22 protein-coding genes are annotated in these 26460 nt (G+C 48.5%); 17 read left to right on the top strand and 5 right to left on the bottom strand.

Annotated elements, in window-relative coordinates:
• Positions 1 to 26 precede the first annotated feature (26 nt).
• From J2I47_RS15415 to J2I47_RS27075, 8 genes are all read left to right on the top strand, one after another.
• Positions 27 to 1367 carry a flippase gene (locus J2I47_RS15415; protein WP_207365477.1) on the top strand — a complete coding sequence of 447 codons (1341 nt, stop codon included), beginning with the start codon at positions 27 to 29 and terminating at the stop codon, positions 1365 to 1367.
• Positions 1368 to 1388: 21 nt separating this feature from the next.
• A complete protein-coding gene (locus tag J2I47_RS15410; RefSeq protein ID WP_207365476.1) occupies positions 1389 to 2297 on the top strand; it encodes a nucleotide-diphospho-sugar transferase in 909 nt (302 codons plus the stop codon).
• A gap of 54 nt (positions 2298 to 2351) precedes the next feature.
• Positions 2352 to 3143 carry a class I SAM-dependent methyltransferase gene (locus tag J2I47_RS15405; RefSeq protein WP_207365475.1) on the top strand — a complete coding sequence of 264 codons (792 nt, stop codon included), beginning with the start codon at positions 2352 to 2354 and terminating at the stop codon, positions 3141 to 3143.
• Positions 3140 to 4237, top strand: a complete 1098-nt coding sequence (locus J2I47_RS26885; RefSeq protein ID WP_207365474.1) for a glycosyltransferase family 4 protein — start codon at positions 3140 to 3142, stop codon at positions 4235 to 4237. The genes J2I47_RS15405 and J2I47_RS26885 overlap by 4 nt, the downstream gene beginning before the upstream one ends.
• The gene (locus J2I47_RS15395; protein WP_207365473.1) at positions 4230 to 5072 is read left to right on the top strand and encodes a glycosyltransferase; all 843 of its coding nucleotides are present in this window, start codon (positions 4230 to 4232) and stop codon (positions 5070 to 5072) included. Before J2I47_RS26885 ends, J2I47_RS15395 begins: the two co-directional genes overlap by 8 nt.
• A 14-nt stretch (positions 5073 to 5086) precedes the next feature.
• Positions 5087 to 6382, top strand: coding sequence for an oligosaccharide repeat unit polymerase (locus J2I47_RS15390; RefSeq protein WP_207365472.1), 1296 nt, complete (start codon positions 5087 to 5089; stop codon positions 6380 to 6382).
• An 84-nt stretch (positions 6383 to 6466) separates the two neighbouring features.
• The gene (locus J2I47_RS15385) at positions 6467 to 8092 is read left to right on the top strand and encodes a glycosyl hydrolase family 28-related protein (RefSeq protein ID WP_207365471.1); all 1626 of its coding nucleotides are present in this window, start codon (positions 6467 to 6469) and stop codon (positions 8090 to 8092) included.
• Between the two features lie 57 nt (positions 8093 to 8149).
• Entirely contained in the window at positions 8150 to 9952 is a 1803-nt protein-coding gene (locus J2I47_RS27075; protein ID WP_229374639.1) for a hypothetical protein, read from the top strand.
• Between the two features lie 20 nt (positions 9953 to 9972).
• Here the strand turns inward: J2I47_RS27075 and J2I47_RS15375 are convergent, their stop codons facing one another.
• Genes J2I47_RS15375 through J2I47_RS15365 form a run of 3 tightly spaced genes read right to left on the bottom strand, consistent with a single transcriptional unit; the run spans position 9973 to position 12752 of the window.
• Positions 9973 to 11223, bottom strand: a complete 1251-nt coding sequence (locus tag J2I47_RS15375; protein ID WP_207365470.1) for a WcaI family glycosyltransferase — start codon at positions 11221 to 11223, stop codon at positions 9973 to 9975.
• Positions 11224 to 11243: 20 nt separating this feature from the next.
• The gene (locus J2I47_RS15370; protein WP_374759910.1) at positions 11244 to 11963 is read right to left on the bottom strand and encodes a glycosyltransferase family 2 protein; all 720 of its coding nucleotides are present in this window, start codon (positions 11961 to 11963) and stop codon (positions 11244 to 11246) included.
• 54 nt (positions 11964 to 12017) lie between these two features.
• Positions 12018 to 12752, bottom strand: a complete 735-nt coding sequence (locus tag J2I47_RS15365; RefSeq protein WP_229374637.1) for a glycosyltransferase family 2 protein — start codon at positions 12750 to 12752, stop codon at positions 12018 to 12020.
• A 267-nt stretch (positions 12753 to 13019) separates the two neighbouring features.
• Between J2I47_RS15365 and J2I47_RS15360 the strand changes: the two genes are divergently transcribed.
• The 5 genes from J2I47_RS15360 to J2I47_RS15340 all read left to right on the top strand — a co-directional run bounded on the left by J2I47_RS15360 (position 13020) and on the right by J2I47_RS15340 (position 20522).
• Positions 13020 to 14918, top strand: coding sequence for a beta strand repeat-containing protein (locus tag J2I47_RS15360; protein ID WP_229374635.1), 1899 nt, complete (start codon positions 13020 to 13022; stop codon positions 14916 to 14918).
• A gap of 137 nt (positions 14919 to 15055) precedes the next feature.
• The gene (locus J2I47_RS15355) at positions 15056 to 16591 is read left to right on the top strand and encodes a capsule assembly Wzi family protein (protein ID WP_207365468.1); all 1536 of its coding nucleotides are present in this window, start codon (positions 15056 to 15058) and stop codon (positions 16589 to 16591) included.
• Between the two features lie 158 nt (positions 16592 to 16749).
• Positions 16750 to 18129: a sugar transferase gene (locus tag J2I47_RS15350; RefSeq protein WP_207365467.1), complete on the top strand. Its 1380-nt coding sequence runs from the start codon at positions 16750 to 16752 to the stop codon at positions 18127 to 18129.
• A 218-nt stretch (positions 18130 to 18347) separates the two neighbouring features.
• A complete protein-coding gene (locus tag J2I47_RS15345) occupies positions 18348 to 19553 on the top strand; it encodes a serine hydrolase domain-containing protein (RefSeq protein ID WP_510186172.1) in 1206 nt (401 codons plus the stop codon).
• A gap of 105 nt (positions 19554 to 19658) precedes the next feature.
• The gene (locus J2I47_RS15340) at positions 19659 to 20522 is read left to right on the top strand and encodes an alpha/beta hydrolase (protein ID WP_229374633.1); all 864 of its coding nucleotides are present in this window, start codon (positions 19659 to 19661) and stop codon (positions 20520 to 20522) included.
• A gap of 108 nt (positions 20523 to 20630) precedes the next feature.
• Here the strand turns inward: J2I47_RS15340 and J2I47_RS15335 are convergent, their stop codons facing one another.
• Entirely contained in the window at positions 20631 to 23750 is a 3120-nt protein-coding gene (locus tag J2I47_RS15335; protein ID WP_207365464.1) for a serine hydrolase domain-containing protein, read from the bottom strand.
• Between the two features lie 151 nt (positions 23751 to 23901).
• Here J2I47_RS15335 and J2I47_RS15330 point away from each other — a divergent pair, with 151 nt between their 5' ends.
• Positions 23902 to 24615 (top strand): DUF2490 domain-containing protein, encoded by a 714-nt coding sequence (locus tag J2I47_RS15330; RefSeq protein WP_207365463.1) that lies wholly within the window; start codon positions 23902 to 23904, stop codon positions 24613 to 24615.
• On the top strand, positions 24612 to 25109 hold the full coding sequence (locus J2I47_RS15325) for a rhodanese-like domain-containing protein (RefSeq protein ID WP_207365462.1): 498 nt from the start codon (positions 24612 to 24614) through the stop codon (positions 25107 to 25109). The genes J2I47_RS15330 and J2I47_RS15325 overlap by 4 nt, the downstream gene beginning before the upstream one ends.
• Here the strand turns inward: J2I47_RS15325 and J2I47_RS15320 are convergent.
• The gene (locus J2I47_RS15320; RefSeq protein WP_207365461.1) at positions 25055 to 25297 is read right to left on the bottom strand and encodes a hypothetical protein; all 243 of its coding nucleotides are present in this window, start codon (positions 25295 to 25297) and stop codon (positions 25055 to 25057) included. The two genes, J2I47_RS15325 and J2I47_RS15320, sit on opposite strands and share 55 nt — an antisense overlap.
• 189 nt (positions 25298 to 25486) lie before the next feature.
• On the opposite strand from J2I47_RS15320, the gene J2I47_RS15315 reads away from it, so the two are divergent.
• Both J2I47_RS15315 and J2I47_RS15310 read left to right on the top strand, forming a co-directional pair.
• On the top strand, positions 25487 to 26035 hold the full coding sequence (locus J2I47_RS15315) for a hypothetical protein (RefSeq protein WP_207365460.1): 549 nt from the start codon (positions 25487 to 25489) through the stop codon (positions 26033 to 26035).
• A gap of 151 nt (positions 26036 to 26186) precedes the next feature.
• Entirely contained in the window at positions 26187 to 26438 is a 252-nt protein-coding gene (locus J2I47_RS15310) for a hypothetical protein (RefSeq protein WP_207365459.1), read from the top strand.
• Positions 26439 to 26460: the final 22 nt, after the last annotated feature.

Here is a 26460-nt window from a genome sequence, read left to right as displayed (position 1 = left end):
CTAGGTAACTTCAGCGTTTACCTACTGTGAGTATACCGAAACCCCTTTCTAGTCAATTGTTTGTTGGACTGCGCAACGCAGGATGGCTGTTTTTTGACAAAATATTTCGGATGGCTACCGGTCTAATAGTTGGCGTTTGGTTAGCCCGATACTTAGGACCTGAACAATTCGGTGTACTAAATTACGCATACGTCTTTCCGCTGATCATGTCAGCTTTTGTTGGCTTAGGTATTAACCCTCTGCTTGTCAGTCAGATACCTGTGGCATCGAATCATATTGAGATAGACCGGCTCGTATTGACGTCAGTAGCATTGAAAATGTTTGCTGGTATAATAGCCTTCGGAATTATTTTGGTAACTAATTATTATATCCATAGTCATCTATCCCAACTTTTTGTTTTAATTACCATTTCTGCCTCAGGCTTGCTTTTTCAGGGTTTCGACGCGGTTGATATTTATTTTCAGAGCATCCGGCGAGTACAGTATTCTATCATTCCGAAGGTGATTGCGTTTGTTTTGGCAACGCTGGCTAGATTATATGGTCTCACTCATGGATTAGGGTTAACCTTCTTTGTGTTAGTTATGGTCGTTGAATTGGCAACAAGTTATGTGACTATCTATCTGCTTTTTTTTAAGCAAAGACGATTGCCGTTTCTACAATGGTCTTTTCATAAAAGCACTGCCTACCGGTTGTTACGGATGGCATGGCCGCTGATGGTTGCCGAATTTTTCATTTTTATCTATATGCGGCTCGACCAAGTTATGATAAAGTACCTAGCGAACAGTGCTGAGCTTGGAAAATATAGTGCTGCTTTGCGTATTTCTGAGGCTTGGTATTTTGTTGCAGGTGCACTTACTGCTTCGTTTTATCCCGGTATTATCATTCTACGATCTCAAAACTATTCGGCCTATTTGCAGCGCTATCAGTATTTGTTAAACCTACTAGTAGCAATTGGTATCAGTATTGGTTTGGCTTTCAATATCGCGGCAGAACCGATCTCTCAGCTTCTTTATGGTGCTCAATATGTAGGTGTAGGGAATATTCTAGCTATTCATATTTGGACAGGTATTTTTGTTTTTCTAGGCGTAGGTTCTAATAATTGGTATGTGGTTGAAAATCTCCAAACATTTTTACTATGGCGTACTGTTGCAGGCGTATTAATTAATGTTTCCCTGAATATCTTATTGATTCCACACTACGGGGCCTTAGGGGCATCTATTGCTACTTTACTTGCTCAAATGGTTGCATCTTATTTAACCAACGGTTTTTATCGACGCACAAAAGAGGTCTTTATCCTTCAGACTAACGCCCTGTTGTTCATACCCAAATGGCTTAATAATAGAGTAAAACGAACGTTTTTAGAATAGGATTGCATTAGTACCACTCTTATGATTGCCCAGCATACGCCTATACTGCTTATCATGTTTAACCGTCCGGACCACGCCAGGCGAGTATTCGAGCGAATTAGAGCAGTAAGGCCCACGGCACTATTTCTGGCAGTTGATGGCCCAAGAGCCAATAAGCCCGCCGAAGCTGATCTTGTATGGCAGTGTCAGTCGATAGCCAGCAGTATAGATTGGCCATGTCAGGTGCACACCCTGTTTAGAACCGAAAATAGAGGATGCAAACAAGCTGTTAGTGAGGCAATTGACTGGTTTTTTAGTGAAGTTGAAGCAGGCATTGTCTTAGAGGATGACTGCCTGCCCGACCCTACTTTTTTCACTTTCTGTGCTGATCTGCTATCACGGTATGCTAACGATAATCGTGTTATGCATATTAATGGGGCAAATTTGGCTACCGGACATTGGTGGGGGAACAAATCATATCTCTTCACCAAGGTGTGCCATGTCTGGGGTTGGGCCTCTTGGCGACGAGCTTGGCAGCAGTATGACTTGGGCATGAATACCTATCCAGCCCGACGTGATACATTACTCGCTCAGCAAGTGACCGACAAATCATCGAGAGTATACTGGCGGCAGGTATTTGATAAAGTCTATGCTAATAAGATAGATACTTGGGATTACCAATGGGTATACAGTATATGGGCAGCAGGTGGGTTGTGCGTTTTACCTGCCGTCAATCTTATTACTAATATTGGCTTTGACGCTGAAGCGACTCATACTAAATTTATTACCGAGTTCTCTGCAATTCCTACCACCTCGCTAACAGATATTCGTCATCCGAACAGCGTTTGTGAACAATTAGAGGCCACAGAATGGCTTTTTCGCACCCTTTATAGACGGCCCTCCAGGCTGGCTATTTGGGTAGAAAAGGTGAAAAGAAGGTTACCTTTGTAAAAAATCGGTAGTTACATGGTTTGTAAAGTATGTGGTGCTAATAGCACTCCCTGCATGGAGGCTCAGTTGCTTGGTAAGTACAGTGTAGTGTATTATCAATGCAATGCCTGTCAATTTATTCAGACAGAAGAGCCCTATTGGTTAGATGAAGCTTATTCTAGCGCCATAGCCAGTCTGGACATTGGTCTTATTCAGCGCAATGAGGTCTCAGCTGGTATTGTTCAGTCTGTTATAGCTAAGTGGTTCGATGTAAAAGGACGGTTTGTTGATTATGGCGGAGGTTACGGAATGTTAGTCCGGATGATGCGTGACCGCGGATTCAATTTTGAGCGCTATGATATGCATTGCGAGAACTTGTTCGCACAGACGTTTGAAGCGTCACATCCAGTCGATGGTCAGCTACCTTATACACTTTTGACCGCTTTCGAGGTTTTTGAGCATTTGGTAGAACCTAAAAATGACTTTGCGCTTATGTTGAGTTATAGTCGTAATATATTATTTTCTACTGAGTTGCAGCCTCTTAATTGGGTCCCTAAACTCGACACCTGGTGGTATGTTTTGCCTGAAACAGGACAACATATATCCTTCTATACTGCCAAATCATTGCATGTTATAGCTGAACAACAAAACTTACATTATGTGCATGGTCAAAATAACATGCATTTGCTAAGCGAACAACCAGTTAATGGCAAATGGTTTAATGGGTTAACTAACTGGCGGGGTTCACAGCTTTATAATCAGGTTACCCGAAACCGTCAGCCTTCTCTACTAAATAGTGACTTTGCCCGTTTACGAAATAGAAAAGAAGATTCAAATTCATTTATTAAGTCTAATGATGCCCGGTGAAGATACTTTTTGACCACCAAACCTTCTCTATCCAGTCTTATGGGGGTATATCTCGTTATTTTGATAGATTAATTAATGGTATTAATGCCACTGGCTGCAATCAAGCTTCATTAGCCATTCGCTGGTCTGATAACAATTATATCGACAAGCCACTACCACTGTTGAGTGCTAAATTCAAAGGTCGTGGGCGGTTGTTATATATTGCCAATCAGCGCTATAGTCGACAAATCATCCGACGAGGTAATTTTGATCTACTCCATGCTACTTATTACGATCCTTATTTTTTAAAAGAAATTGACCATAGACCTTTTGTGATCACTATTCATGATATGATTCATGAACGTCTGCATAGTCAATTTGCTGAATTACAATTAGATCATTACATTGAAGGTAAACATATCCTTGCCCAGAAAGCGGCAGCTATTATTACTGTTTCAGAATATACAAAACACGATATCATTACTTTACTTGGGGTTGATGCCGCTCGTGTCCATGTAATACATCATGCTAGCTCTTTACCTACGTTGCATAATAAAACCTTGGCACCATCTCATGAACCTTATTTGCTTTTTGTAGGGAGTAGAGGTCATTATAGAAATTTTGGGGGCCTGTTGGTAGCGATTTCTTTACTTAAAAACCACTCAAACCTGAATCTAATTTGTGCAGGTGGGGGTGCTTTCACTGACAGAGAACTGCAGCAAATAAAGGAACTTGGCTTGATCACCCGAGTGAAGCAGCAAGCTTTTCATACAGACGACGTGCTGGCTAGTTTATATGCGGCAGCCTCGGCCTTTGTCTTTCCCTCCCTGTACGAAGGCTTTGGAATTCCAATTCTGGAAGCATTCTCTTGCGGCTGCCCATGCATACTTAGCCGAACGTCTTCATTGCCAGAAGTTGCCCAGACAGCTGCTGTTTATATGGACCCAACTGATCCTCAAGATATGGCGCTGGTGATCAGCACTTTGTTGGCAGATCAGGCGCTGCAAACAGAGCTGGTTGAAAAAGGGTATCAACGGCTTCAGGCATTTTCATGGACAAAGGCCGTTGACCAGACGTTGGCTGTTTATCAGTCTGTACTTGATACACATGGTTAATTCACCAAAACAGATGCGAATAGCAGCCTGTGTCACGCTTTATAACAGTCTGCCCAGCTGCGCCGATGCATTGGCGACATATCAGGATCAGGTTGAGCGGGTTTATTTGATCGATAATTCGGAGAAACCCGATCAGGCGCTGATCACACAACTAATCCAGTGGCCAACAGTGCAATACCTATCCAATGAAGGTAATTTGGGCGTGGGTGCAGCTTTGAATCGAGCCGCCAGGCAGGCTCTTGCAGATGGATTTGATTATTTGCTCACCATGGACGACGATACTGCTTTGCCTCGTCATGCCTTAGCGACAATGATCAGGTTCGTGACTGATACGCCTGACGCTGCACGAATAGGTATAGTAACGGGGGTTCATACTCCCCCCAAACACGTAGTTGCCAGTAGAGCGGTTGCCTTTACGATGACTTCTGGAAACCTGCTTAGCCTATCCGCTTACAAGCTGGCGGGGCCTTTCCGCGACGATTTTTTTATTGATCATATTGATCACGAATACGGCCTGAGGTTAAACCAAGCAGGTTTTAAAGTAATTGAGCTACCAGGTATTTTGTTGCAACACCAGCTAGGTGAACACAAAGCCACTGGTTTAGGGAAACGTCAATTTATATCACACGCACCATTGCGAGGCTATTATATTGCCAGAAACGGCTGGGCATTGGCCCGCTTGTATCCTGCTTTTCGAACGCAAGCGGCAATTCTGATTAGCAAAGAGTGGTTGAAGGCCCTTCTATTTGAAAACAAGAAAGGGCAAAGGATTAGCCTGCTGTGGCGGGGCTTGCGCGATGCGTGGCGGGGAAAGCTAGGGAAGCTTAGTATGTGAACTTATCTTTGTCTATGCTAGTCAGTGCCGATATTTTACCTGAAATTATAGCGTATTCAGCCTTACTGGGGCTGACCTTCTGGTTGCTTTATCGACGCTATATATTTTCAGTAGCAGACCCTCTTTTCATTTTTTTAGTCACCACTACATTTGCCAGCGTGCTGGTGATTGAGGTAGTGGAAGAGCCGCGCAACATCGCTCACTACTTTTTATGCCAATTTTTTGTCTGGGCAGGTTTTGCTCTGGTACAACGACGCACTGGCAATCCGGCCATTCAGGCACCCTCAGAAGGTATACATTTTACTGATGTGACGCTGTTGCGCTACAGCTGTTATGTGCTCTTCTGCATCTACTTTATATCAAATTTGATCATCCTGCGTACTAAAGGATTTGCACTGCTCTCTGACGCACCAACCGAAGCCAAGGTGGCCAATTTTCAGGAAGGGTTCGGGATCTTTCGCAAAATCAACTGGGCTGTAGGTGGTGTGGCCTCTGCCGGGTTACTATTTCTCTTTCTGCTCAAAAAGAAGCGTCAGGATCTAATTCTGCTGTTTGTAATCATTGGCCTCACCGCGCTTGAAGGGTCAAAGGGAGCACTGCTGCGGTATGCCGTCATGGCCGCATTATTCATCTATCATCCAGTCTTCAACCAACACAAAAAGCTCAGAAATCAGATAAAAAAGTACACTCCACTGGCAGCAGTAGCCATTTTCGGCATTTTTTTCACGGTTCTCGCCCGCGAGAACGATAACTCAGAGGCCGTACTGCTCGCTTTTGTTCGACGATTGCTCTACGGCGCCGACGGCCTTTTGTTTTTCTATGCTCCAGCCAACGTAGACTACTTCGCCCGCTACTCCTGGACCGATTTTCCCTCCTATATCATCAATCCTATATTGGGGTTCCTGCGGTTGGCGCCTTATCAGGAGGCTTTCGGGAATATCATGGTCGAGAACACGCTACCCCCAGGCGTTAGTATGGATGTTATTGTGGGGCCTAATTCCTCATTTTATACGGAAGGCCAGGTTTTTTTTGGGTATTACGGCGCATTCTTCTATAGTTTCCTACTAGGCTGTCTGGCTTCCTGGTTTAGATCTATTTATTTCTCGTTACAGTCGAGTTCGGCCTTTCTGCTCGTGTTTCTCAGCACTATCTATCAGTTCTCTGCCGCTATTTTAGTTGATTTAAAATTGTTCATCACACAGGCTTTTGATACAGTACTGCTTGTGCTACCTATATATGTACTGGTTTGCTTTATCCAGAACGGTAAGATTGTTTTCCGTCGTCTTCAGTTCAACACACCAAAGGTCTAGCCAGGTCCCATGCTGGTTATTTTAACCTTTCCTGTCAGACCCAGTTAAAACCAATACAACCACTACACAGATCCAACTTTCTTTATGATTAATGTTAAGGACGCTCCGTTTTTAGCCACTGGAGACGGCTCTACAGATGACCGGGCCGCTATCCAGCGAGCTATCGACTACGCCAAAAACCTAACTATTACCGGTAACGCAGCAGTACGATATCGAGTGACAATCTACTTCCCGGCGGGCTATTATTACGTGACGGGGGCTCTTGACTTAACCAATACCAACGGTCTTTGGATGGTTGGCGATGGCGGTTCCTATCTGAATACCAACATTATTGGCAGTACTGGGGGCGTTATTTTTGACTTTAGTGGTTCGTCGCTCTCCGGTTGCGAGAATTTTTCCTTTCTTACCTCCGACAGAAATAGTCGGTCTACAATCGGAACATTGTTTGCTTTAACAAGCAATGGTGGTTTGAACTGCGGTATCCGCAATTGTTACTTCGAGATGAATGACACACCGGCGGCGAATGGAGGCTTCGGATCAATTGGTATCTTAAACATTCGAAGCGAAGAATTCTACACACGCGACTGTTTGGTCCGGGCCAACACATCGGTGGCTTTTTCTAATAACCGCAGCTTTTCTGAGACTGGGACAAACTTTACGGCGTCGAGTCCATTTCAGACTCTGGCGAGTGGTACTGGTTCAATGGGTGTCGTAAATATTACGGGTACATCATTGCAAAACTACGAGAAGCGTCAGCCCGCCATGGTACTGGTTGGCACAAACAGTATTTATTTCCAGGGCTTTCTCAGCAGAATATCAGCTAGTGCTGGTACGAATGAAACGGCCATTCTCTGCGTACGCTATACGACTAACTTAAAAATTCATGCAACGATTGAATCGTTCTCACGGATCTTAAAAGCGACACTTGGTGGTTTTGACGGTAACGAAATCAAGGTAGCTATTGCTAACAACTCTGCTCCAGCCACTGAACTAATGGACTTTACAGACTGTAGCGTGAAGGGGTTAAATCTTCAGGTTAGCCTACCTAATCCGGGTGAACGTAACCGAATAGTGCTCTACCATGCCCCTGTAGGCGGTGGCACTCAGCAGGCCAATGGTATCCTCACTAATTCAACTATAACCTGCACCGATATAACAGATAACAGAAACGTAATTTCTGCCAATTTGCTTCGGCGTGCTGAGAACGTAGTATTCAACACAGACCAGCCTTTCGAGAAGAAGGCCGGCCTCAACAGGCAACTGTTTAATAATCTAATTAACGTTGGCCAAACTCCCACCGGGGCAACAACGGCTATTTTGCGTTTCGCGTTAGCTAGTGCAGCCACAATTAATAATACAAACGGGGGTAGCTACAGGATATGGGTTGACGGCGTAATCAAGGCGGGTTCATATGGAACACAGGCATCTGCCACGCTGGCATTTCAGGCCCAGTTGCTAGTTACTCAGAATTACAACGGTCAGTTCAGCCCTACTTCTGTCACTACTATTATTCTGGATCGTACCTCAACCAATCCAGCCTACGTTGATGTCATTGGTGTAGCCATTGATGTGACTTTTGTGAACGGCATAGGGTCCGTTATACTTACGCCACGTATAATGGGTACAAGCGTTAATGATCCGATTACCTACAATGGAAAAGCGGAGTTACAGGCTGATTTCCTGGCAAACGATTCAGTTGTTTTCCGGTAAATCCTGTAGCTGCCTTCAGACAGTTTACCCACAGAGCGTATCATTAACTACCTTACTATGCGCTTCTTTTTTGCTACATGTCTTACGTTCGGTGCGTTGTTCACATGCTCTGTTTTCAGCATGTATGAACCAAACATCGCGGGGCACACTTATCAGCGTTCGGAAAATTCACCTGCTCAACCAATAGGGAACACCAATTGGGTTGCTACAGATGCCCTTGGCCGATCGTTGCCCAACCGGTCTGAAGCGGGTCCGGCCCGTAATAGCAAGTATGTAGGCATATTCTATTTTCTGTGGCACGGGGAATACCAAAGCAGTATATACGATATATCCAAACTATTGAAGGCCAACCCAACCAAACCGGCCTATGGCCCAGCGGGTACTTTTCATTGGTGGGGAGAACCAGAAGCGGGGTATTACCGAGCGGATGACCCCTGGTTGATCCGGCGCCATCTTCAGATGCTGACGAACGCCGGTGTTGATATTCTATTTATGGATGTCACCAATGGATCTACGTATATAAACACAGTGAAAAAGCTGTGTGGAATTTCGATGGAGATGCGCAGGCAGGGTCAACATACACCTTACATCTGTTTTGTCATGAACAGTAAAACCAAGGAGACCTTAGCCGATTTGTACAATGCCATATATGCAAAAAACCTGTATGCTGATTTGTGGTTTCGCTGGCAGGGCAAACCACTCGTACTGGGTAAACAGGAAGAGGTTAGTGACCCCACACAACGCAGTTTTTTTACCTGGCGTTACAGCTGGCAGTTTACTGATGCCAAGTCACAGCCCGGTCACTGGCAATGGCTTGATACCACTCCACAAGATTATGGTTGGGTAGATGACCCAAACAAACCAGAAGAAATTCCAGTAGCCGTTGCCAGCCATCCTGTGTTTGGTGTTGGAAAAAGCAATGTTAATAGCCGGGGAGGGAGACTGAACCGTTATTTTACAACCTCAGCCACAGCCGAAGGAGGACATTTTGCCGAACAATGGAAACGTGCGCTAACCGTAAATCCGTCAGTCGTTTTTGTTACTGGCTGGAATGAATGGATCGCGCAACGGTTTGTAGCAGACACCAATGACAGAAACCAGGTTTTTAAAACCTTTATTGATCACAAATTACGTCAGGGCGAGACTTTCTTTCAGGACTTATATAACGAGGAATTTAACCGGGACATTGAGCCAATGAAAGGTGGTTACTCAGATAATTATTATTATCAGTTAGTGGCCAATATACGTCGATTTAAAGGGCTCAACGCCCCAGAAGAAGCTACACCTGCCAGAACGATAGTTATAGACGGTAAATTTGCCGAATGGGAAACAGTGAAGCCCATTTTTGCTGATCCCAGGGGAGACATTGCCAATCGTAACTGGTTCGGGTACAATAAAAAGATTCGGTTAATTAACAAAACAGGTCGTAATGATATTATAACATCACGTATTACATATGATAAAAACTTCGTTTATGTAGTTGCTGAAACCGCAGGCCCTCTTACAACATCGGCGGGCAAAAACTGGATGCTACTTTTTATCGATAGTGATCAGTCCAAAAAAACAGGATGGCAGGGCTATGATGTAGTAATCAACAAACAAGTAAAACTCAACGGTAAAACGAGTGTCCATCACTGGGTTAAAGGGAACTGGCAACCAATAGGGGAAGCAGTCTACCAGGCCACCGGAAACAAAGTAGAAGTAAGAATTACCAAGAGTTTAATTAGTTCGAAACCTGTGCCATCATTTGATTTTCACTGGGCAGATAATATTCAACAATGGAACACCATTAATGAGTTTTTCCTGAATGGTGATAGTGCACCCGACCGACGCTTTAATTATCGTTATGTTGGCCGGTAAACAACGAATAAAAACACATATTAGCCATTCGTCTTGGTATGCTTATTGACAAGCTCGACTAGCATTGCTTCAAAACGAGGAAGTACAGTTCGTTTACTTAAATGTTCCTCCGCGTATTTTCGAGCATTGAGTCGATATTGTTTTAATAAAGGAGAACTGATAGCCGAAACAATTGTGTCTGCCAGTACACTGGCTTGTTCTGGTTCCACTACCCAACCTACCTGACTCGCTACAATAATATCACTAAGTGATGTGCCTTTATCTGATGAAACGATAGATGCGCCCCCTACGGCCATTATGTTAGCCAGTTTAGATGGCATAACCAGATCAGAAGTGGCTCGCCTTTGTATAACCAAATGCACATCTGCCATCGCTAAGGCACGGGGAACCTGTTCAAAAGGCAGAATAGGAAAGAACATCAGGTTACTGAGCGATTGTTGCCGGGCAGCTTCCTGTAGACGTTCGCGGGCAGCGCCTTCGCCAATAACAACAATCTTGATGTCAGGATGATGTCGCAACAAAACAGCAACGTCAATTAACACCTCCAACCCTTGTTTTTCACCAATGTTACCCGCATAAAGAGCAACACGGTCTGTTGCTGAAATGCCGAATTCGGCACGCAGCGACTGGTCCTGCGATAAGGGTTGAAACGTATCAATATCGACCCAGTTTTCAATCATGCGATACCGATCAGGTAGTGTGCCTTTTGACAAAATATTGCGCTTCATACCTTCACTGATACTCGACACCCTGTCGGCTTTACGCAACAGATATCGCTCAATTCCATCCAGAAAATTGAGCAGAAATTCATTTTTGATCATGCCTAGATTGCGGGCAGTATCAACCTGTAAATCCTGAATGTGAAAGACAAATGGTGTTCGTTTCAGGCGACTAAACATATAAGGCACCAAACCAGCCTGCAAAGGAGGGCAAACACCTATTAATACATCGTATCGTTTAAACAATAGCCTCCCCCAATGCACCAGCGAATTAAGAGCGAACGATAATTCATGGATAATTCGGGTTGTGCCGGTTACACGCTCGGGTACATATAGCGGCGTTCGATATACGGCTAATGTTCCTTCTTTTTCTACAAACCAGCCTCTCCCCCGGTAATCAGCTCTTACTTTCCATTCGGGGTAGTATGGGTGAGCCGTGATAACATCTACTTCGTGACCATGTTCAGCAAGCCATTTAACTAATTCGCCATTGAAACGACCTGATCCAGCTACTTCAGGTGGGTAGCTGATACTGTATAAGAGAATGCGCATTGTTGACAATAAGAATGAAGTCAGGAAAAACGCAATAGCCTGCCCACAAGCCCGGTAGCCAGCAGGTACCTTGACTTGATTTTTTTGATGAAACTGTTGGGACTTTTAGCGTTCATTTCAGTAGGACTGGCATTGGCCGAGTGACGGCGATACGCTGATAGCTTATCCGGAATGAAACGAACCCGAAACCATATATTGGCTACCATGCCAATCCATACATCATGGTACAGCGCGAATTTGCTGGCCTTGTAAAGAGAGGGGGGAAAAGGCAAGCTCTTGAACAAAACTGATTGTCTGAAGGCTATGCAGTTACCTAAATACGTGTTCTTGACAAAGTTTTTGAGAACGCCCTCCCCCGATTTGTAAGCCTTGAAATAAGACTCTCCAATGACTTTGCCGGCCCCATCGATGAACGTACAATCACTGACAACCAGATCAGCCGATTGAAGCTCTTCAAGCATCCGAACTACTTTATTGGGTGCCCAAACGTCATCCTGATCTGCCAGAAAAATGTATTGACCCCTTGCCTCACGAAGAACCCGTTCAAAATTTAGCACAGGCGAACCAAAATGCTGACTACCCAGAAAGCGGATACGCGAGTCTTGTATATCGGCAATGATCTGTACTGTGTCGTCTGTCGACGCATCGTCTGAGATGAGCAATTCATCGTCTACTGCTAACTGACTCAGAATAGAATCAATCTGCTCTTTTACGTACATGGCTCCGTTGTAAGTAGCCATACAAACGCTCACGTTTCCATTCATACCCTAACCAATAAACTACTACAACTCGCGTCAGATTTTATGACCATACAATTTGCGTCGTAACCGTTTCTGACCATAATACAGGAACAAAGCTGTAGACAACAAAGCCTGTTTCCATCCTTGTTTCAGAAAGCGCTTTCTAACGATGTTGGTTTCTTTCAGCGATTTTGTCCAGTTGCTGCTGGCTCCGCCCGAATGACACATCGCCACCAGTTGCCCTGTGTAATAAACAGGCCATTGATGCTGATAAACCAGTAAGTTTAGTTCGTAGTCGGCCAGTAACTGCAGCGACAGGTCATAGCGGAAATCGTCGAAAATTGATCGGTGATAAAAAGCCGCCTGATGGTGAAGTGTGTTCTGTAGCCAGGTTCTGGGTCCTAGGTATGACTGCATACGGTACCCATTCTCAAACTGAACATCACCAAAGACAACCTTGTAAGCAGAAGTAAAATTTTTTGCTGCGGTTGTCAGTGCCTGTGGCATTAACTGATCATCAGCACCTAAAAAGTACAACCAGTCGCCCTTGGCACGGTTTATTCCCTTATTCATGGCGTCATAGATGCCTAGATCGGGTTCTGAGAAACAACGGATGTTTGGTTCGCCAGCTAACTGATCAATTATGGCTGTCGTATTATCTGTACTGCCGCCATCAATAACCAGCAATTCCCAGGCTAAACCAGTTTGCCTCTGCACAGAATCAATCGCGGCCGACAAAGTGGTGGCCGCGTTGTAAGCAGGCATGATAATGGAGACAACAGGTTTCAAACGATGCCATGAACGGGTTGAGCGCTCAAAATTAAGCGTTAATTCAAGTTGAGCCCTTCTATTGGCAATATATCTAACTCTTCCGGATAGCCAAGTAATTGACAATCAATGTGCTGTGGTATCTGGTTGGAGTTTTTTATTAATCTGTACTTTAGATTTTTCAAAAACAACACCCCTTTTAATCAAGCAATTAGATAAAAAAGTACTTTTATGGTTATACATCTAAACCTTACACTACATTTGGCTTTGACCTGTACATCAAACTCTATGCAACGTATACTCTACACTACACTAAGCTGTTTAATAGCCGCTTCTGGCTGGGCACAGACCAATTACGTATCTACCGCACCCTCGTCGGCTACGCCAGGCGCTGATAATACCCTGGTGGGTGTTGGCGCTGGCAACCTGAACATGAGCGGTGCCAGCAACTTATTTATTGGCCGCGGCACCGGAGCCCAGAATATGGCCGGTACGCAAAACGTATTTGTTGGGGCCAGTGCTGGTACGGTTAACACCTCCGGCCAGGGTAATTCATTTATTGGTTATTCGGCTGGCTCAAGCAACGTTGACGGCAATAACAACACTTTTGTTGGGTCAGGAGCTGGCACAGCCAATGGTAATGGTTTTAATAATTCCATCCTAGGATACCGCGCTGGCTTCGCTAACACTACAGGCAAAAACAACACCTTCTTGGGCTCCGGGTCGGGCTATGCTAACATAAACGGTTCTGATAACGCCTTTGTGGGAGCTGATGCGGGAGCCGCAAACACAAATGGTGTAAGTAACGTAGCCATCGGTTCGCTAGCTGGTTCTGGTAACACGAGCGGTCTGGCAAATACGGTCATCGGGACACGGGCTGGTATGAACAATCAGACTGGCAAGTACAATGTCATGATGGGTGATTCAGCTGGTATGAGCAACACCGTTGATGGCAACACGTTTATTGGGTCTAAGTCAGGCTGGGTCAACCAAAACGGGTTAGAGAACGTATTTATAGGTTATCGGGCTGGTTATGCTAACGTAGGCGGTAGTGCTAATACGTTAATTGGCTACAATGCAGGTTTAATTAACACTGGCACTAACAATACGTTCATTGGACAACGGGCAGGATCCAGTAACACAACAGGGATCAATAACCTATTTCTTGGCGCCACAGCCGGTTCTAATAATTCTACTGGCAGTGGCAACTTCATGATGGGCAACGCCGCGGGTAATTCTAACACCACTGGTAGCGGCAACATCTTTATAGGCGATGGAGCAGGCCTATATGGCAACACGTCTAACAATGTCGCCATTGGCCAGTATGCAGGCCTTAATTTCCAAGGAGCTTCCACTAATAACGTAGCTATAGGACAAGTAGCGGGATCTTTTGCTACCAATACCTCCAACAGTGTCTTTTTGGGTAAAGACTCGGGGGTGCCTCAATCCTTCAGCACCGTACAGTTAGACAATGTAGTGACGATAGGTGTTGGCGCAAAAGTGACCCAAGCCAACTCAGTAATTTTAGGCAACAACGCCAACGTGGGCATTGGCACGACGGCTCCCGGCAACAAACTTGAAATTGTTAGCGCCGCGGCGGGCACCAGCGGTCTGCGGTTGAAAAACTTGACTACGGCCAGCCCTGGCACCATTGCCACGGCCACCCGTTTTCTGACGGTGAATGCCCAAGGGGATGTAGTACTGGGTAGCACCACTGGTGCGCGGCTGGGGGCAGAGGGGGCCGATGCCAACTGGTCGGTAAGTGGCGATAACCTGACCAACAATAACGCCGGTGGGGTGGTGATCGGTCCTGGGGTGAGCAAGACGCCGGCGGGCTACCGCCTGTATGTGAGCGAAGGGATCCTGACCGAAAAAGTGAAAGTAGCCGTAGCCAACACCGCCGACTGGAGTGATAAGGTGTTTGACAAAACCTACAATCTCCGTTCGCTGGCGCAGGTAGAGCAACACATCAATGCGCATGGTCACCTGCCAGGCGTGCCTTCTGCCGAAGAAGTGGTACGTGATGGTGTCGATGTGGGTAAGATGGACGCTAAACTGCTGGAAAAAATTGAGGAGTTGACTCTCTACATGATCGAACTGAAGAAAGAAACGCAGGCGTTGCGTCTTGAGAATAAGCGCATCAAGCAACAAATTCGTCGGGGAGCCGCTGCAGGCACCCGTAAATAAATAGTAGGGACGAAAAACGTCCATTACGTCGTTAAAAGGCCGAAGCCACCTCCAACGGGGTGGCTTCGGCCTTTTTGCGGCTATCTTTGGCGGCATAGTTAAGGTATATTCCACTTATTTACCGCAAACCGGTTACGATGCGTAGTTGGCTCAACCTCTTCACAGTCAGTAGTTTTTGCCTAGGTTCCATTCAACTGTGCGCTCAGTCGTCGGTGATTCGGTCACCGAATCAGTATCAGGTCGAGGCAGGCACCTATTTTTCTACATCGGGGCAAACACCTTTCTGGTTGCGTGCCAATCAGTACGGGTCGGTTCCTTATTATACACCTTCTGCTACACTCCGTGTGGGTCTGTCCAGCGAGTACGACACCACCCGGCAGAGATTTGACGTAGGCTACGGGCTTGATGTAATTGCCAATGGTGCCAACTACAACGGCTACCTGCCGCCATCGTCGCCGGTGATTTTGCAGCAGGCTTACGTCAAGGCAAGGTTGGGCATTTTTGAAGCTTACGTTGGTCGTCGCCGGGAAATTTTCGGGCTGGTTGATACCTTGCTGACATCAGGTTCCTACACCTGGTCGGGCAATGCTCTGCCTGTTCCCAAGATACAGATCAGTATTCCCCGATTCACGCCGATTAAGTTCACCAAAGGCTGGTTGTCGGTTATGGGTACGTTTGCTCATGGCTGGCTGGGCAGCGGCACCTACGTTCGTCATGCATTTCTGCACCAGAAATCACTTTTTTTCAGGCTTGGTAAGGAACAGAGCACCTTTCGGGCCTACGGCGGTATTAACCACGACGTAGTCTGGGGGGGTAAGAGTCCGGAACTGGCCAACCTGGGGGTTATTAAATCTGAACAACTGCCATCCAGTTTTCAGGATTACCTGCTGGTCGTTTCGGGGCTACGCACGGGTAGCCAATCTATTTTTACTCCTTCGCCGGGCATCACTGACTTTGACCTGACCAATCGAATCGGAAACCATTTAGGCTCAGTTGACCTGGCGCTGGAAATTGACCTGCGGCGACATTCGCTGTTCATTTACCGGCAGAACCCCTATGATTCAGGGGCGCTCTTCTACCTCACCAGCATTGCCGATGGATTGAACGGTATTCGGTTGCGCAGCAATAATCCAGATGCCCTGGTGCGAACAGTATTAATTGAATTTCTGAACACAGCCAATCAGGGTGGATCAGAATTCGTGATCGACGATCCGCAACGGCGTGGGCGGGTCAATTATTTCAACAACGCCCAGTTTCGGGACGGGTGGGCTTACCAGCGCCTCACTGTTGGCACCCCCTTTATCAACCCCTATTACGACCGCTTGGGCAATACCTCGTTTGGCGGCTTTACCAACAACAACCGGGTGTATGCCTGGCATCTGGCCGCGGCAGGTACATTGCCCTGGCGTGGAAACCTACTGCCAAAAGGGTTGTCTTATCAAACAAAGTTATCTGTAAGCCGTAACCTGGGCACCTACGATACCCCCTACCGGACCCCGGTTTCGCAGGTGTCGTTATTCGGGCAACTTTCTACGACTATTCATGCCGAAGGTGGCTTTGGCCAATTTTTTGATGGTACTGAAATTATCGGACGGGTTGCCTATGATAGCGGTGGACTATATTCAGATTCGTTTGGCTTATACATAGGGCTTCGTCGGCAATGGGCTAAGTAGCGTCTACTTAAAAACCGACTACTCAAATCCTTGCCTTATTTTCATTAGCTTGCTACTACCTTTGTGCTGATCGCATCGTTTTCCGTTGCCTAAACTGTTGACTTTATGTTATCGGAAGGGCGTATCTTTCAGTTACCAGTAGCTTGTCGGGTTCCTTTATGAAGCATCGTTATTCCATACTGCTATTCCCGTTGCACGTTTTCTTTGATTTCGTGTGCCTGAATGCATCCTTTGTGGGTGCCTACGGCTGGGTTTTCGGCACTATCGACGACATTGCCCAGCCGCCGTATCAATCGCTTTGGATTGCATTTAACGTTGTTTGGGCCGCTATTATCCTGCTTACTCAGCCCTATGTATTCCCGCGCCAGTTGTTTAAAGCCGGGCCGTTGCTAAGTAAGCTGCTGATGCTGACAGCCATCCATATGGCCGTTATTGCCTTGTTCTGGATGTTTTTCCAGGAGGTGTTCTTCTCCCGAACTCAGCTACTCGTTACCTACTTTCTTTTCCTGATTGCAGCTGGCGTATTCCGGCTTGGCGGTTTGCTGTTTTTGCAGGCATACCGGGCACGAGGCTACAACAGCCGCCGGTTTGTGGTCGTAGGCTACGGTAAGCTGGCTCAGACCATTACACGCTTTTACGATGTCCACCCCGAAATGGGTTTCCATTTTCAAGGCTATTTTGATTGGTCTACCCCCGAAAACGCGGGTCAGTTAGCGGGCGACTACACCCAGCTGGCGGCGTTTGTGAAGCGTGAAGGCATTGACTGCGTATACTGCTGCCTGCCCTATATCGACAATATTCAGTTGAAACAGCTTGTTGATCAGTCCGAACGGCTCGACTTTCAGATCAAGCTATTAGTTGATTTCAGGGGGTTTCTGACAAAGGGAGCCTCCGTTGAATACCACGATTTTTTGCCCGTTCTGAACCTGTCGACCAAAGAGCTGGACGATTTCCGGGTGGCATTTTTAAAGCGTTCGTTTGATGTACTCTTCTCGGCGGGGGTGCTGCTGCTGGGGTCGCCGCTGTACCTGCTGGTCGCGTTAATTACCCGTGCCACTTCAGCGGGTCCAGTGCTCTACAAACAGGAACGGGTTGGGCGTCATGGCAAGCCGTTTATGATCTATAAGTTCAGGAGTATGTATGTCGACGCTGAAAAAGCAGGCCCTTCCTTATCGCAGGGATTGCTCGACAACCGCATTACGCCCTGGGGCCGGTTTATGCGCCAAACCCGTATCGACGAAATTCCGCAGTTTGTCAACGTGTTGAGGGGCGATATGTCGGTGGTAGGCCCACGGCCCGAACGGCAATATTTCATTGATAAGATTGTGGAGCTGGCTCCCGAATACAACAACCTGCTCAAAGTAAAGCCTGGCATTACCTCTATTGGTCAGATCCGGTTTGGCTACGCCGCCACCGTCGACGAAATGGTGCAGCGCCTTCGGTTCGACCTGCTCTATCCTGAACGCCGCTCACTGGTGCTTGATCTGTGGATCATCATCCAAACCTTACGCGTCATGGCTCAGGGCCGGGGCCGATAATTTTCTGGGCTATTCCCTAAATTTTCGTTTTTACAGCGCGATTTTAAGCTCACTGGTCGTTAACAGGCCGTAGAGATGGGTATTTTTGCAACCAATAGGCTCTACGCTTATTAACCTCCTCTTTCTTTTCAACCTGTTAGTGATCGCATTGAGCGACTGGATTCGTGCAGATGAGACTGTTGTTGTGTCGCCGTTGGGCAGCTATTGCCACTGTAATTGTGAGCACTGTTGTTGGTTTGTCGTGTGGGCAATCAACCCAAACCACCAACCGTTCCGTTGCTGAACTCCGCAACTGTGCCGATGATCAGATTTTGTCGCCAACGGAAGAGCAAACAATCCGTAAAGCGATCAGGGCCGACGAGAAAAGCCGGCAGATTGCCGCCATCATGCAGCAGAAAGTACGTGGTGGCCTAAACGGCAACGTGCTGGTAGCTCAAAAAGGGATTGTTCTCTACAAACACTGTTTTGGCCTATCGCATTTCGAGAAAAGCTGCCGCGATTCACTGGTCGAGCAGTCAAAGTTTCAACTGGCTTCGCTCTCGAAAACGTTTACGGCAGTGGCGGTGCTGAAACTACAGGAGGCGCATAAACTGGCATTCACGGACTCTATTCAGCATTTTTTTCCGGATTTTCCGTACCACAACATTACCATCCGCGACTTGCTGAGTCATCGTAGCGGTTTGCCCAACTACGTCTATTCATTCGACGATAGTATGAAAGTAAACTACTACCGCAAGGACCCGCACCTGCCTACCAATGCCGATATTATGCATTGGTTCGCCACGGTGTCGCCAACGCCAAAACGCTACAACGTACCGGGACGGGGATTTGTGTATAATAACACAAACTACATGGTGCTGGCGGCTATTGTGGAGAAGGTGACGAAACAACCGTTTGACGAATACCTGCGCCGCACGATTTTTCTGCCTTTGGGTATGCACGATACGTATGTGGCCACTACCAAAAACGATTCGATCAATCAGAATCGAACGGCGGGCTACCAGATGAACCGGCGTATTCCTAAAGATTACTTCGATGATGTAGTAGGCGACAAAGGCGTTTACTCAACCATAGGAGACCTTTTCCGTTGGTATCGTGCCCTCAATGGCGATTGCCTGCTCTCGCGAAAAACCCTGGCCGAAGCGTTTATTCCGCGTAGTTTCGAGCGGAAAGGTGCCCGTAACTACGGCTATGGCTTCCGGATGCAGCTCAACGCGCTCAACCAGCCTGAGTTCATCTACCATACCGGCTGGTGGAAAGGCTATAACACCATGTTCTGGTTTAGCCCCAAAGACGAGTACGTCATCATCATGCTGGGCAACCGGCTCAACTCGACCGTGTACCGGGTGCAGGAGCTAATCGATATTCTTCACGGGGGTACCAAGTCGGGAACGCCAACCGCCGATGGTGAAGTAGAGATTTAGAGCGAGTCGCTTATCTGCTGGTCATTTGTCAATGAGCACCCAGCTATGCATACTCGCTTCACTACTGGACTGGCCCTTTTAGTCAGTCTGCTTACTTCTGCCGTAATGGCTCAAACTGTTCTGCCCCTCTGGCCCACTGGAGCCATTCCGCTGGCTAAATCAGGAACCACGTTAACCGAAAAATCAATAACAGAGGGGGGCATTCTTCGCATTAGCGACGTAACGACGCCCACGCTAACGGTCTACCTGCCGACGGCTACAAGCTCGGTAGCCCCGAAAACGGCCGTGATGATCTGCCCCGGCGGTGGCTACTCTATTTTAGCATCGGGCCATGAAGGTACAGAAATAGCCAAGTGGTTCACAGACAGAGGTATAACTGCCTTTGTGCTGAAGTACCGTCTCCCGGATGACCGCACCCAAACGCTGCCTCGGGAAGTGCCCCTGACCGATGCCATGCAAGGCCTGCGCCTGATTCGGCAGCAGGCTGGCAAATACGGTATCGATCCCAACCGGATTGGTGTAATGGGTTTTTCGGCGGGGGGACACCTGGCCTCTACGCTGTCTACGCATTACGACAAAGGCCCCAAAGCCGACGAACTGGCTAAGCCTGATTTCGCCATTCTGCTATATCCCGTGATCACCTTCGGCGAAAAAGCCCACGGCGGCTCACGCGATAAATTGCTGGGTGCCGACAAGGCGGATCCGGCACTGCTCAATTTTTATTCCAATGAGAAGCAGGTTTCGGCCAAAACGCCGCGTACGTTTCTGGTACACGCCATGGACGACAAAGGCGTGCCAGTAGATAACAGCATACTGTATTATCAGGCCTGTGTCAACAATAACGTACCCGCCGAAATGCACCTTTACCCTACCGGTGGTCACGGATTTGCACTGCGCACAAAACCCGGCGAATCAGTGTCAGGCTGGCCCGCCGCCTGCGAAAATTGGCTGAAGAGCTTTTTGAAATAGGATTTGAAGAGACGAGAAACGAGAGGCAAGAAGTAAGATTTTTCCACGTCCCTATTGTCGGGTAACGCAGTCTTACTTCTTGCCTCTCGTTTCTTGTCTCTGCCAAACCTACTTTTCCTCTTTCAAGGCCCCGTAAATAACCTCGTGAATACGGCGGCGGAGGCGGGTGGTGTTGATAGCGTTGTTGCCACCAGTGGGGTAAAGGCGGTTCGACAGGAACACGAACACCAGTTCTTCGGCAGGGTCAACCCACACCATGTTGCCTGTGAAGCCCGTATGGCCAAACGATTGGACCGATGCCTGCGGAGCCAAATAACTGCTGGTGTTACTTTCCGGGTTTGGCTTATCCCACCCCAGCGACCGGTGACTACGGGAGCTGATTGTCTGGGTAAAGTAAGGCAGCGTCTGTGGCTGCAATATTCGCTGACCGCCATATACCCCCCGCTGCAGGTCCATTTGTAGCAGTTTGGCGATGTCGTGCGCATTGCCGAACAGGCCCGCATGACCCGAAATACCTCCCTGCACCGCCGCCATCTGGTCATGGACGGTGCCCACTAGCAACTGATTGCGGAAATAGGTGTCCTGCTCTGTGGGGGCACAATGCGGATTGGTCATTTTTTGCAACGGGGTAAATGTCAGGTATTTAAGCCCCAGCGGCTGGTATATTTCCCGCTCTAGAAACCGGTCGAGCGATTGCTTGCTTACCCGCTCGACGATCTTCTGCAACATCAGAAAACTGAGGTCGCTGTAAACAAACGAAGGCTTACCATCGGCATCTACTTTGCGCGACAGCGGCGACTGAATTACCCACTTCCAAACCGAGTCTTTCACCGCGGCCCTGGCCCAGAGCGTAGGAGCTATCTGCAGCGTATGAGCACTGTCGGGCTTGTTGCTGTAATAAGCCGGGTTCAAACTCCCCGACGAGGTGCGGGTGCGGTCCCAAAGAGTGGGGTAAAAGGAGATCAACCCGGCCTGGTGCCAGAGCAAATCCTGTATCAGCATATTCTGCTTATTGCTGCCCCGCAGTTCGGGCAGGTAGAACGACGCCTTCTGGGTTATGTCGATCTTTTTCTGGTCGTAGAGTACCATAACTGCCTGCAATGTTCCCAGCACCTTCGTCAGCGACGCCAGGTCATAGAGGGTCTGATCGGTTACTTTTTCGGCGTTACTGGCGTAGGTCAGGCCGCCAAAATTTCGGTCGTAGACGATCTTACCCCGGCGGGCTACCAACACCTGGCAACCCGGCACTACCCGGTCGTGAACAGCCAGTTCAACCATCTTGTCAATCTTAGCCAGTTCCGACGACCACATACCTACGCTCTCTGGCGTGCCCGGCACCAGCCGCCCGGCAGGGTCGGCAGATAACCCAAGTCCAGCCTTAAAATCGCCCGTTGATACGGGCAATGCGCCCTTGGCCGCCAGATTTCCAAACAAAACTTTGGCCGTGGCCTGCTGCATTTCGTCGAACTCCTGATAAGCACACAGAAGAACATCGGCATCGGTCAGTTTATTGAGACTGTAGGCCGACCCAAACGCCGCTACTACCACCCGTTTGCCTTGTCCCTTCAACCGTTTTATGAGCGCCAACGACGGCTGATTGATGCCGTATTGCCGAAAGGCCGACTGGTTCATGCCATGGAAACTCACGATCACCGTACCGGCATCGCCCACAGAAGCCAGGAGTTCATCAACCTCGGCATCACCCTGTGGCCGTTCGGGCGAAACGATCTGACGCACAGGCGCCAGTGTAGCCAGTGTTCGCTGAAATACGTTGCCCGGAACAGTACCAATGGCCACCGAAACGATACGGCTGGTGTCTAAAATGGTCAGTGGCAGCAGCTTACGTTCGTCGCTGACCACCGTTACGGCCTGTTCGCACAGTTCGCGCTTGAGCTGTTTCGCCTCCGGGCTGCTCAGGTCCTGGGCCAGATTGGCTAGCGAAATGGGCTTATACTGGCTCAGCCCTGACCAATATTTAGCCCGCAGAATCTTCTTTACTTTTTCATCAATGAACGACTGCGACAGCGTACCATTCTGAACAGCCTCCAGAATAACCCGCGTAGCCTCACGTATATTTTCGGGATAGAGCAAGATGTCGTTACCCGCCGCCAATGCCTTCAGGTTTACCACTTCTGAGCGTTGCGACCGGCTCACGCCACCCATATTCAGCGCATCCGTAAACACTATTCCTCTGAAACCCAGCTCTTTCTGCAACAAATCCGTCACGATCTTGCCCGACAGCGTGGCCGCTACAGCGGGGGTCTGGTTATCTACGCCCGGCACATGCAGATGCCCCGTCACTACGCCCATAAGGCTGTCGGCAATGAGGCGGCGGAAGGGATACAGGTCAATGTCGTGAAGTTGCTCTGACGACCGGCTAATGAGCGGCAACGTATGGTGCGAGTCAGCACTGGCGTCGCCGTGGCCGGGAAAGTGCTTGGCCGTAGCAATGATGTGCTGCGCCTGCAACCCGCGCATATAGGCCGATGCTTTCCCCGCTACGTTCTCTTTGCCTTCTCCGAAAGAACGGTTACCAATCACCGGGTTTTGGGGGTTACTGTTGATGTCGGAAACGGGCGCAAAATTGATATGAATGCCCAATCGGCTGCACTGACGGCCTATCTCGGCTCCCATGCGGTAGATAAAGTCATTGTCGCGGATGGCTCCCAGCGTCATTTGCTTCGGAAATTCCATCGTGCTGTCCAAGCGCATGCCCAATCCCCATTCACCGTCAATGCCGATGAAGAGCGGAATTTTTGAGATCGACTGGTAGCGGTTGGTGAGAACGGCCTGCCGGTAGGGGCCGCCCTGAAAGAAGATAACCCCGCCGATATGGTAATTATGAATCAGCGTTTCGATGTACTGCCGGTGGCTGTCGCTGTGGTTAGACCAGGCCGCGACCATAAAAAACTGCCCTATTTTCTGGTCGGGCGTCATGGTCTGGAACACACTGTCCACCCATTGTTCACCCGCAAGGGGCATTTGCAACACATCGACGGGTTTGGGCAACGCTATGAGCAACCGCCGCCGGAGACTGCGTTCACCCCCATCATCGACGGGTCGATGGGCTGTTTTTAAAACGCTGGAAGTCATTGATGCGCCACGCCAGCCAGCCAGATGTCTGGTATTGTTTCGTGAAAAACCGCGCCCGCTTGTCCCCAGACTCGTCAAATAGGTAGCAATCAGCAGGATGCTGGTTGCACACAGCAGAACAATACGTTTCCGCATAAGCACGCACATAGGTCAGTAAAATCGTACAATCTCACGGTAGTCAATAGCTTCATGTAGGGTGTCGGGAACCCTAAATTTAGCCCTTGAACAGCTTAAACCATAGCTTTACTGGAAAATAAGGCCTATGCGACATCTGTTTACCTGCTTTTTGTCTATTTCATTTTTGCTCAGTAAACCACCCGTCCTCTGCGCACAGACCTATTCGCATACGGCTGTTTGGTTGCGACTGGCCCCCACCTATTCATTTACAACGCACTGGAGCGCGTTGACCGATCTGTATTACCGCCGACAGAGCCATCCAGATTATGGACTGCTTAATCCGCTTCATTCACCACTGCTGCTGGCAGGGCGCATAGGCATTGGCTATCGCAGCAAGCGTTGGTTGTATACGGTTTATCCGGTTTCCTATTTTTACACCAATCCGGCCCTGGCCAATGCGTCGGACCTGCGGCGGGCGCCCGTTGCCGAGTGGCGACCATCCGTTCTGGCCGAATGGACGCTGGACATGCCCCGTAGATCGGCGTTGCGGCTGCGGGCGGGTTATGAATACCGGCTGTTTACGAACCCGGACCTCGCTGACATCGGCCGGTTTCGGGCGCGGGCGGCCTGGCGGCAGGGTATAGGTCCGCATGCTTATGGACAGTTATGGAATGAAACCCTGCTGTATGCCCCACCTTATGCTACCAGTACAAACAACCTGTTCGAAATCAACCGTACCAATCTGGCAGTTGGCTACGCTATATCGAACCTGGCGACGGTTGAAGTGGGTTATCAGTTTACGCATCGTCAGCGTCGAAGTCAGGTTGAATTCGACGAAGAGCACGCGTTGACGCTGACACTTTTTACAAAACTATCGAGATGAAAATTGCCCTCCTTATGACCCTGGCCGCCTTTTCCCTGCCTACGCTGGCCCAACGAACTACCAGCAAGGCCTTCGGCGTCATGGTCGACGCGCTCATCAGCGAATCGGTGCCGGTAGTTACCTGCAACGAACTGAAGCGAATGCCGCAGGCTATACGACTCGATGCCCGCGAACGAAAGGAATTTGACGTGAGCCACCTGCCCGGTGCCCGCTGGATTGGTTACGATGATTTTGACCTGAAACGCGTGGCCGACTTGCCCAAAACAGCCCCTATTGTGGTTTATTGCTCAGTGGGTGTGCGGAGCGAAAAGGTAGGGGAGAAACTGAAAGCGGCGGGTTATACCAATGTACAAAACCTATACGGCAGCCTGTTCGAGTGGGTTAATCAGGGAAACCCGGTTGTCGATAACACCGGCCAGCCTACGCAGCGTGTGCACGCCTACTCACGCACGTGGGGCATTTGGCTGAAACGTGGCGAAAAAATATACGAGTAACGGCTGATGTCGCGCAGGCCCCGCGCCGCCTTTGTTTCGGAAGGGGTACCAGCCCGATTGGAAGCGGCGGCGGCCCGTCGTTCAAGAATGGCTTTGCGAGCAGCAAACAGGTTATGGGGTCGTCCAATGCCATAGCTACTGATGCTGGTGGTGAGCCAGATAATGCCAACAAGTAGTGCCGCTTTCATAGCCTGATCGGTTTATGTCCGTTCTATAACGACACAAACATAATACATAGCTATGTACTATGCAATACAAAGTACCTGTTTTTATTTTTTTAACAGATGAAGACCGTTCCCTCAATATAACCTAACATCCGGCTGTAGCGGGCGTTCAGCTATTAGACTATCAAGACGATAGACATAAAGGCTAAACGTATGAAAAAGGTAATGATTTTAGGGGCTTTGCTCATTGCAGGTCTCTCGTTTGGTGCCCAGGCACAAACGACACCCACAACACCCTCAACAACGGGTACGCCAGCAACCGGAACTACAGGCACTGGCACATACAATAACTCGACGAACACGTCGACCAACACGGGTACGTATCAGACGCAGCCAGCTACAGGCACTCAGGGTACCCAACCAGCCGGTACCTATCCGCAGAGCCAGAATACAAACACGGGTAATTACAACACGCAGAGCAACACGGGACAGAGCCCCACAACCGGGACTATGTCGCAAACAGGGTCTACCCAAAGTGGAACTATGCGGAGCGGCTCTTCGTCTACCCAGTCTGACCGGACCATGCAAAACGGAACCATGCAGAATGGGAACCGGACCCGTTCTACGGATCGCACAACGATGGACCAAATGGATACGACCACGCCAAGTGGCCAGGGTAGCATGAATCGGAATAACTCACGCACACGGTCTACGCGTAGTTCGTCGACAACCACTACCCGGCCTAATTCGACAACGAATTAAGTCTTTTTCATGTGTTATTTCCCCTGCTTGACTAGGCAAACTACGGTAGCAGGTAAAGTTCAGTAACAGACAACGCCGTCCGGTCAATAAGTTTTATTGACGTCTGGACGGCGTTGTATTTTTGCGAGTAGAATAACCTATTAAAACCGTAATGTACTTCCTGAAAGATTTGCTTAGTAGTAGCCTGGCAGCTGGCGTACTATTCGTTACCTGCACGTTGCCCACCCCTGCTCAATGGCAACAGGGGCCTGTCCAAACCGGACCGTCGAGCAGTCGTCCCACCAGTAATACAGCCCTGCAAAAAGTAGATACGCTGAACCGGCGTTACCGGGCTAACCAGTTCGATTCGGCACCCCGGCGGGTAGGTATGAGCCGTATCGATACAGTTAGAGGACGGCGATAGTTTCCTGACAATGTCCGGTTGC

Origin of the sequence: Fibrella rubiginis, assembly GCF_017353185.1 — a bacterium.
GTDB lineage: Bacteria > Bacteroidota > Bacteroidia > Cytophagales > Spirosomataceae > Fibrella > Fibrella rubiginis.
Note: the sequence above shows the minus strand (reverse complement) of the source record. Positions and strands in the feature narration are given on the sequence as shown.

What these genes read in the sequence shown, in the direction of transcription:
- J2I47_RS15410 (WP_207365476.1), top strand. Translation starts at nt 1,389, where the DNA reads ATGATTGCCCAGCATACGCCTATACTGCTTATCATGTTTAACCGTCCG.
- J2I47_RS15405 (WP_207365475.1), top strand. Translation starts at nt 2,352, where the DNA reads ATGGAGGCTCAGTTGCTTGGTAAGTACAGTGTAGTGTATTATCAATGC.
- J2I47_RS15395 (WP_207365473.1), top strand. Translation starts at nt 4,230, where the DNA reads ATGGTTAATTCACCAAAACAGATGCGAATAGCAGCCTGTGTCACGCTT.
- J2I47_RS15390 (WP_207365472.1), top strand. Translation starts at nt 5,087, where the DNA reads ATGCTAGTCAGTGCCGATATTTTACCTGAAATTATAGCGTATTCAGCC.
- J2I47_RS15385 (WP_207365471.1), top strand. Translation starts at nt 6,467, where the DNA reads ATGATTAATGTTAAGGACGCTCCGTTTTTAGCCACTGGAGACGGCTCT.
- J2I47_RS27075 (WP_229374639.1), top strand. Translation starts at nt 8,150, where the DNA reads ATGCGCTTCTTTTTTGCTACATGTCTTACGTTCGGTGCGTTGTTCACA.
- J2I47_RS15375 (WP_207365470.1), bottom strand. Translation starts at nt 11,223, where the DNA reads ATGCGCATTCTCTTATACAGTATCAGCTACCCACCTGAAGTAGCTGGA.
- J2I47_RS15370 (WP_374759910.1), bottom strand. Translation starts at nt 11,963, where the DNA reads ATGGCTACTTACAACGGAGCCATGTACGTAAAAGAGCAGATTGATTCT.
- J2I47_RS15360 (WP_229374635.1), top strand. Translation starts at nt 13,020, where the DNA reads ATGCAACGTATACTCTACACTACACTAAGCTGTTTAATAGCCGCTTCT.
- J2I47_RS15355 (WP_207365468.1), top strand. Translation starts at nt 15,056, where the DNA reads ATGCGTAGTTGGCTCAACCTCTTCACAGTCAGTAGTTTTTGCCTAGGT.
- J2I47_RS15350 (WP_207365467.1), top strand. Translation starts at nt 16,750, where the DNA reads ATGAAGCATCGTTATTCCATACTGCTATTCCCGTTGCACGTTTTCTTT.
- J2I47_RS15340 (WP_229374633.1), top strand. Translation starts at nt 19,659, where the DNA reads ATGGCTCAAACTGTTCTGCCCCTCTGGCCCACTGGAGCCATTCCGCTG.
- J2I47_RS15335 (WP_207365464.1), bottom strand. Translation starts at nt 23,750, where the DNA reads ATGCGGAAACGTATTGTTCTGCTGTGTGCAACCAGCATCCTGCTGATT.
- J2I47_RS15325 (WP_207365462.1), top strand. Translation starts at nt 24,612, where the DNA reads ATGAAAATTGCCCTCCTTATGACCCTGGCCGCCTTTTCCCTGCCTACG.
- J2I47_RS15320 (WP_207365461.1), bottom strand. Translation starts at nt 25,297, where the DNA reads ATGAAAGCGGCACTACTTGTTGGCATTATCTGGCTCACCACCAGCATC.
- J2I47_RS15315 (WP_207365460.1), top strand. Translation starts at nt 25,487, where the DNA reads ATGAAAAAGGTAATGATTTTAGGGGCTTTGCTCATTGCAGGTCTCTCG.
- J2I47_RS15310 (WP_207365459.1), top strand. Translation starts at nt 26,187, where the DNA reads ATGTACTTCCTGAAAGATTTGCTTAGTAGTAGCCTGGCAGCTGGCGTA.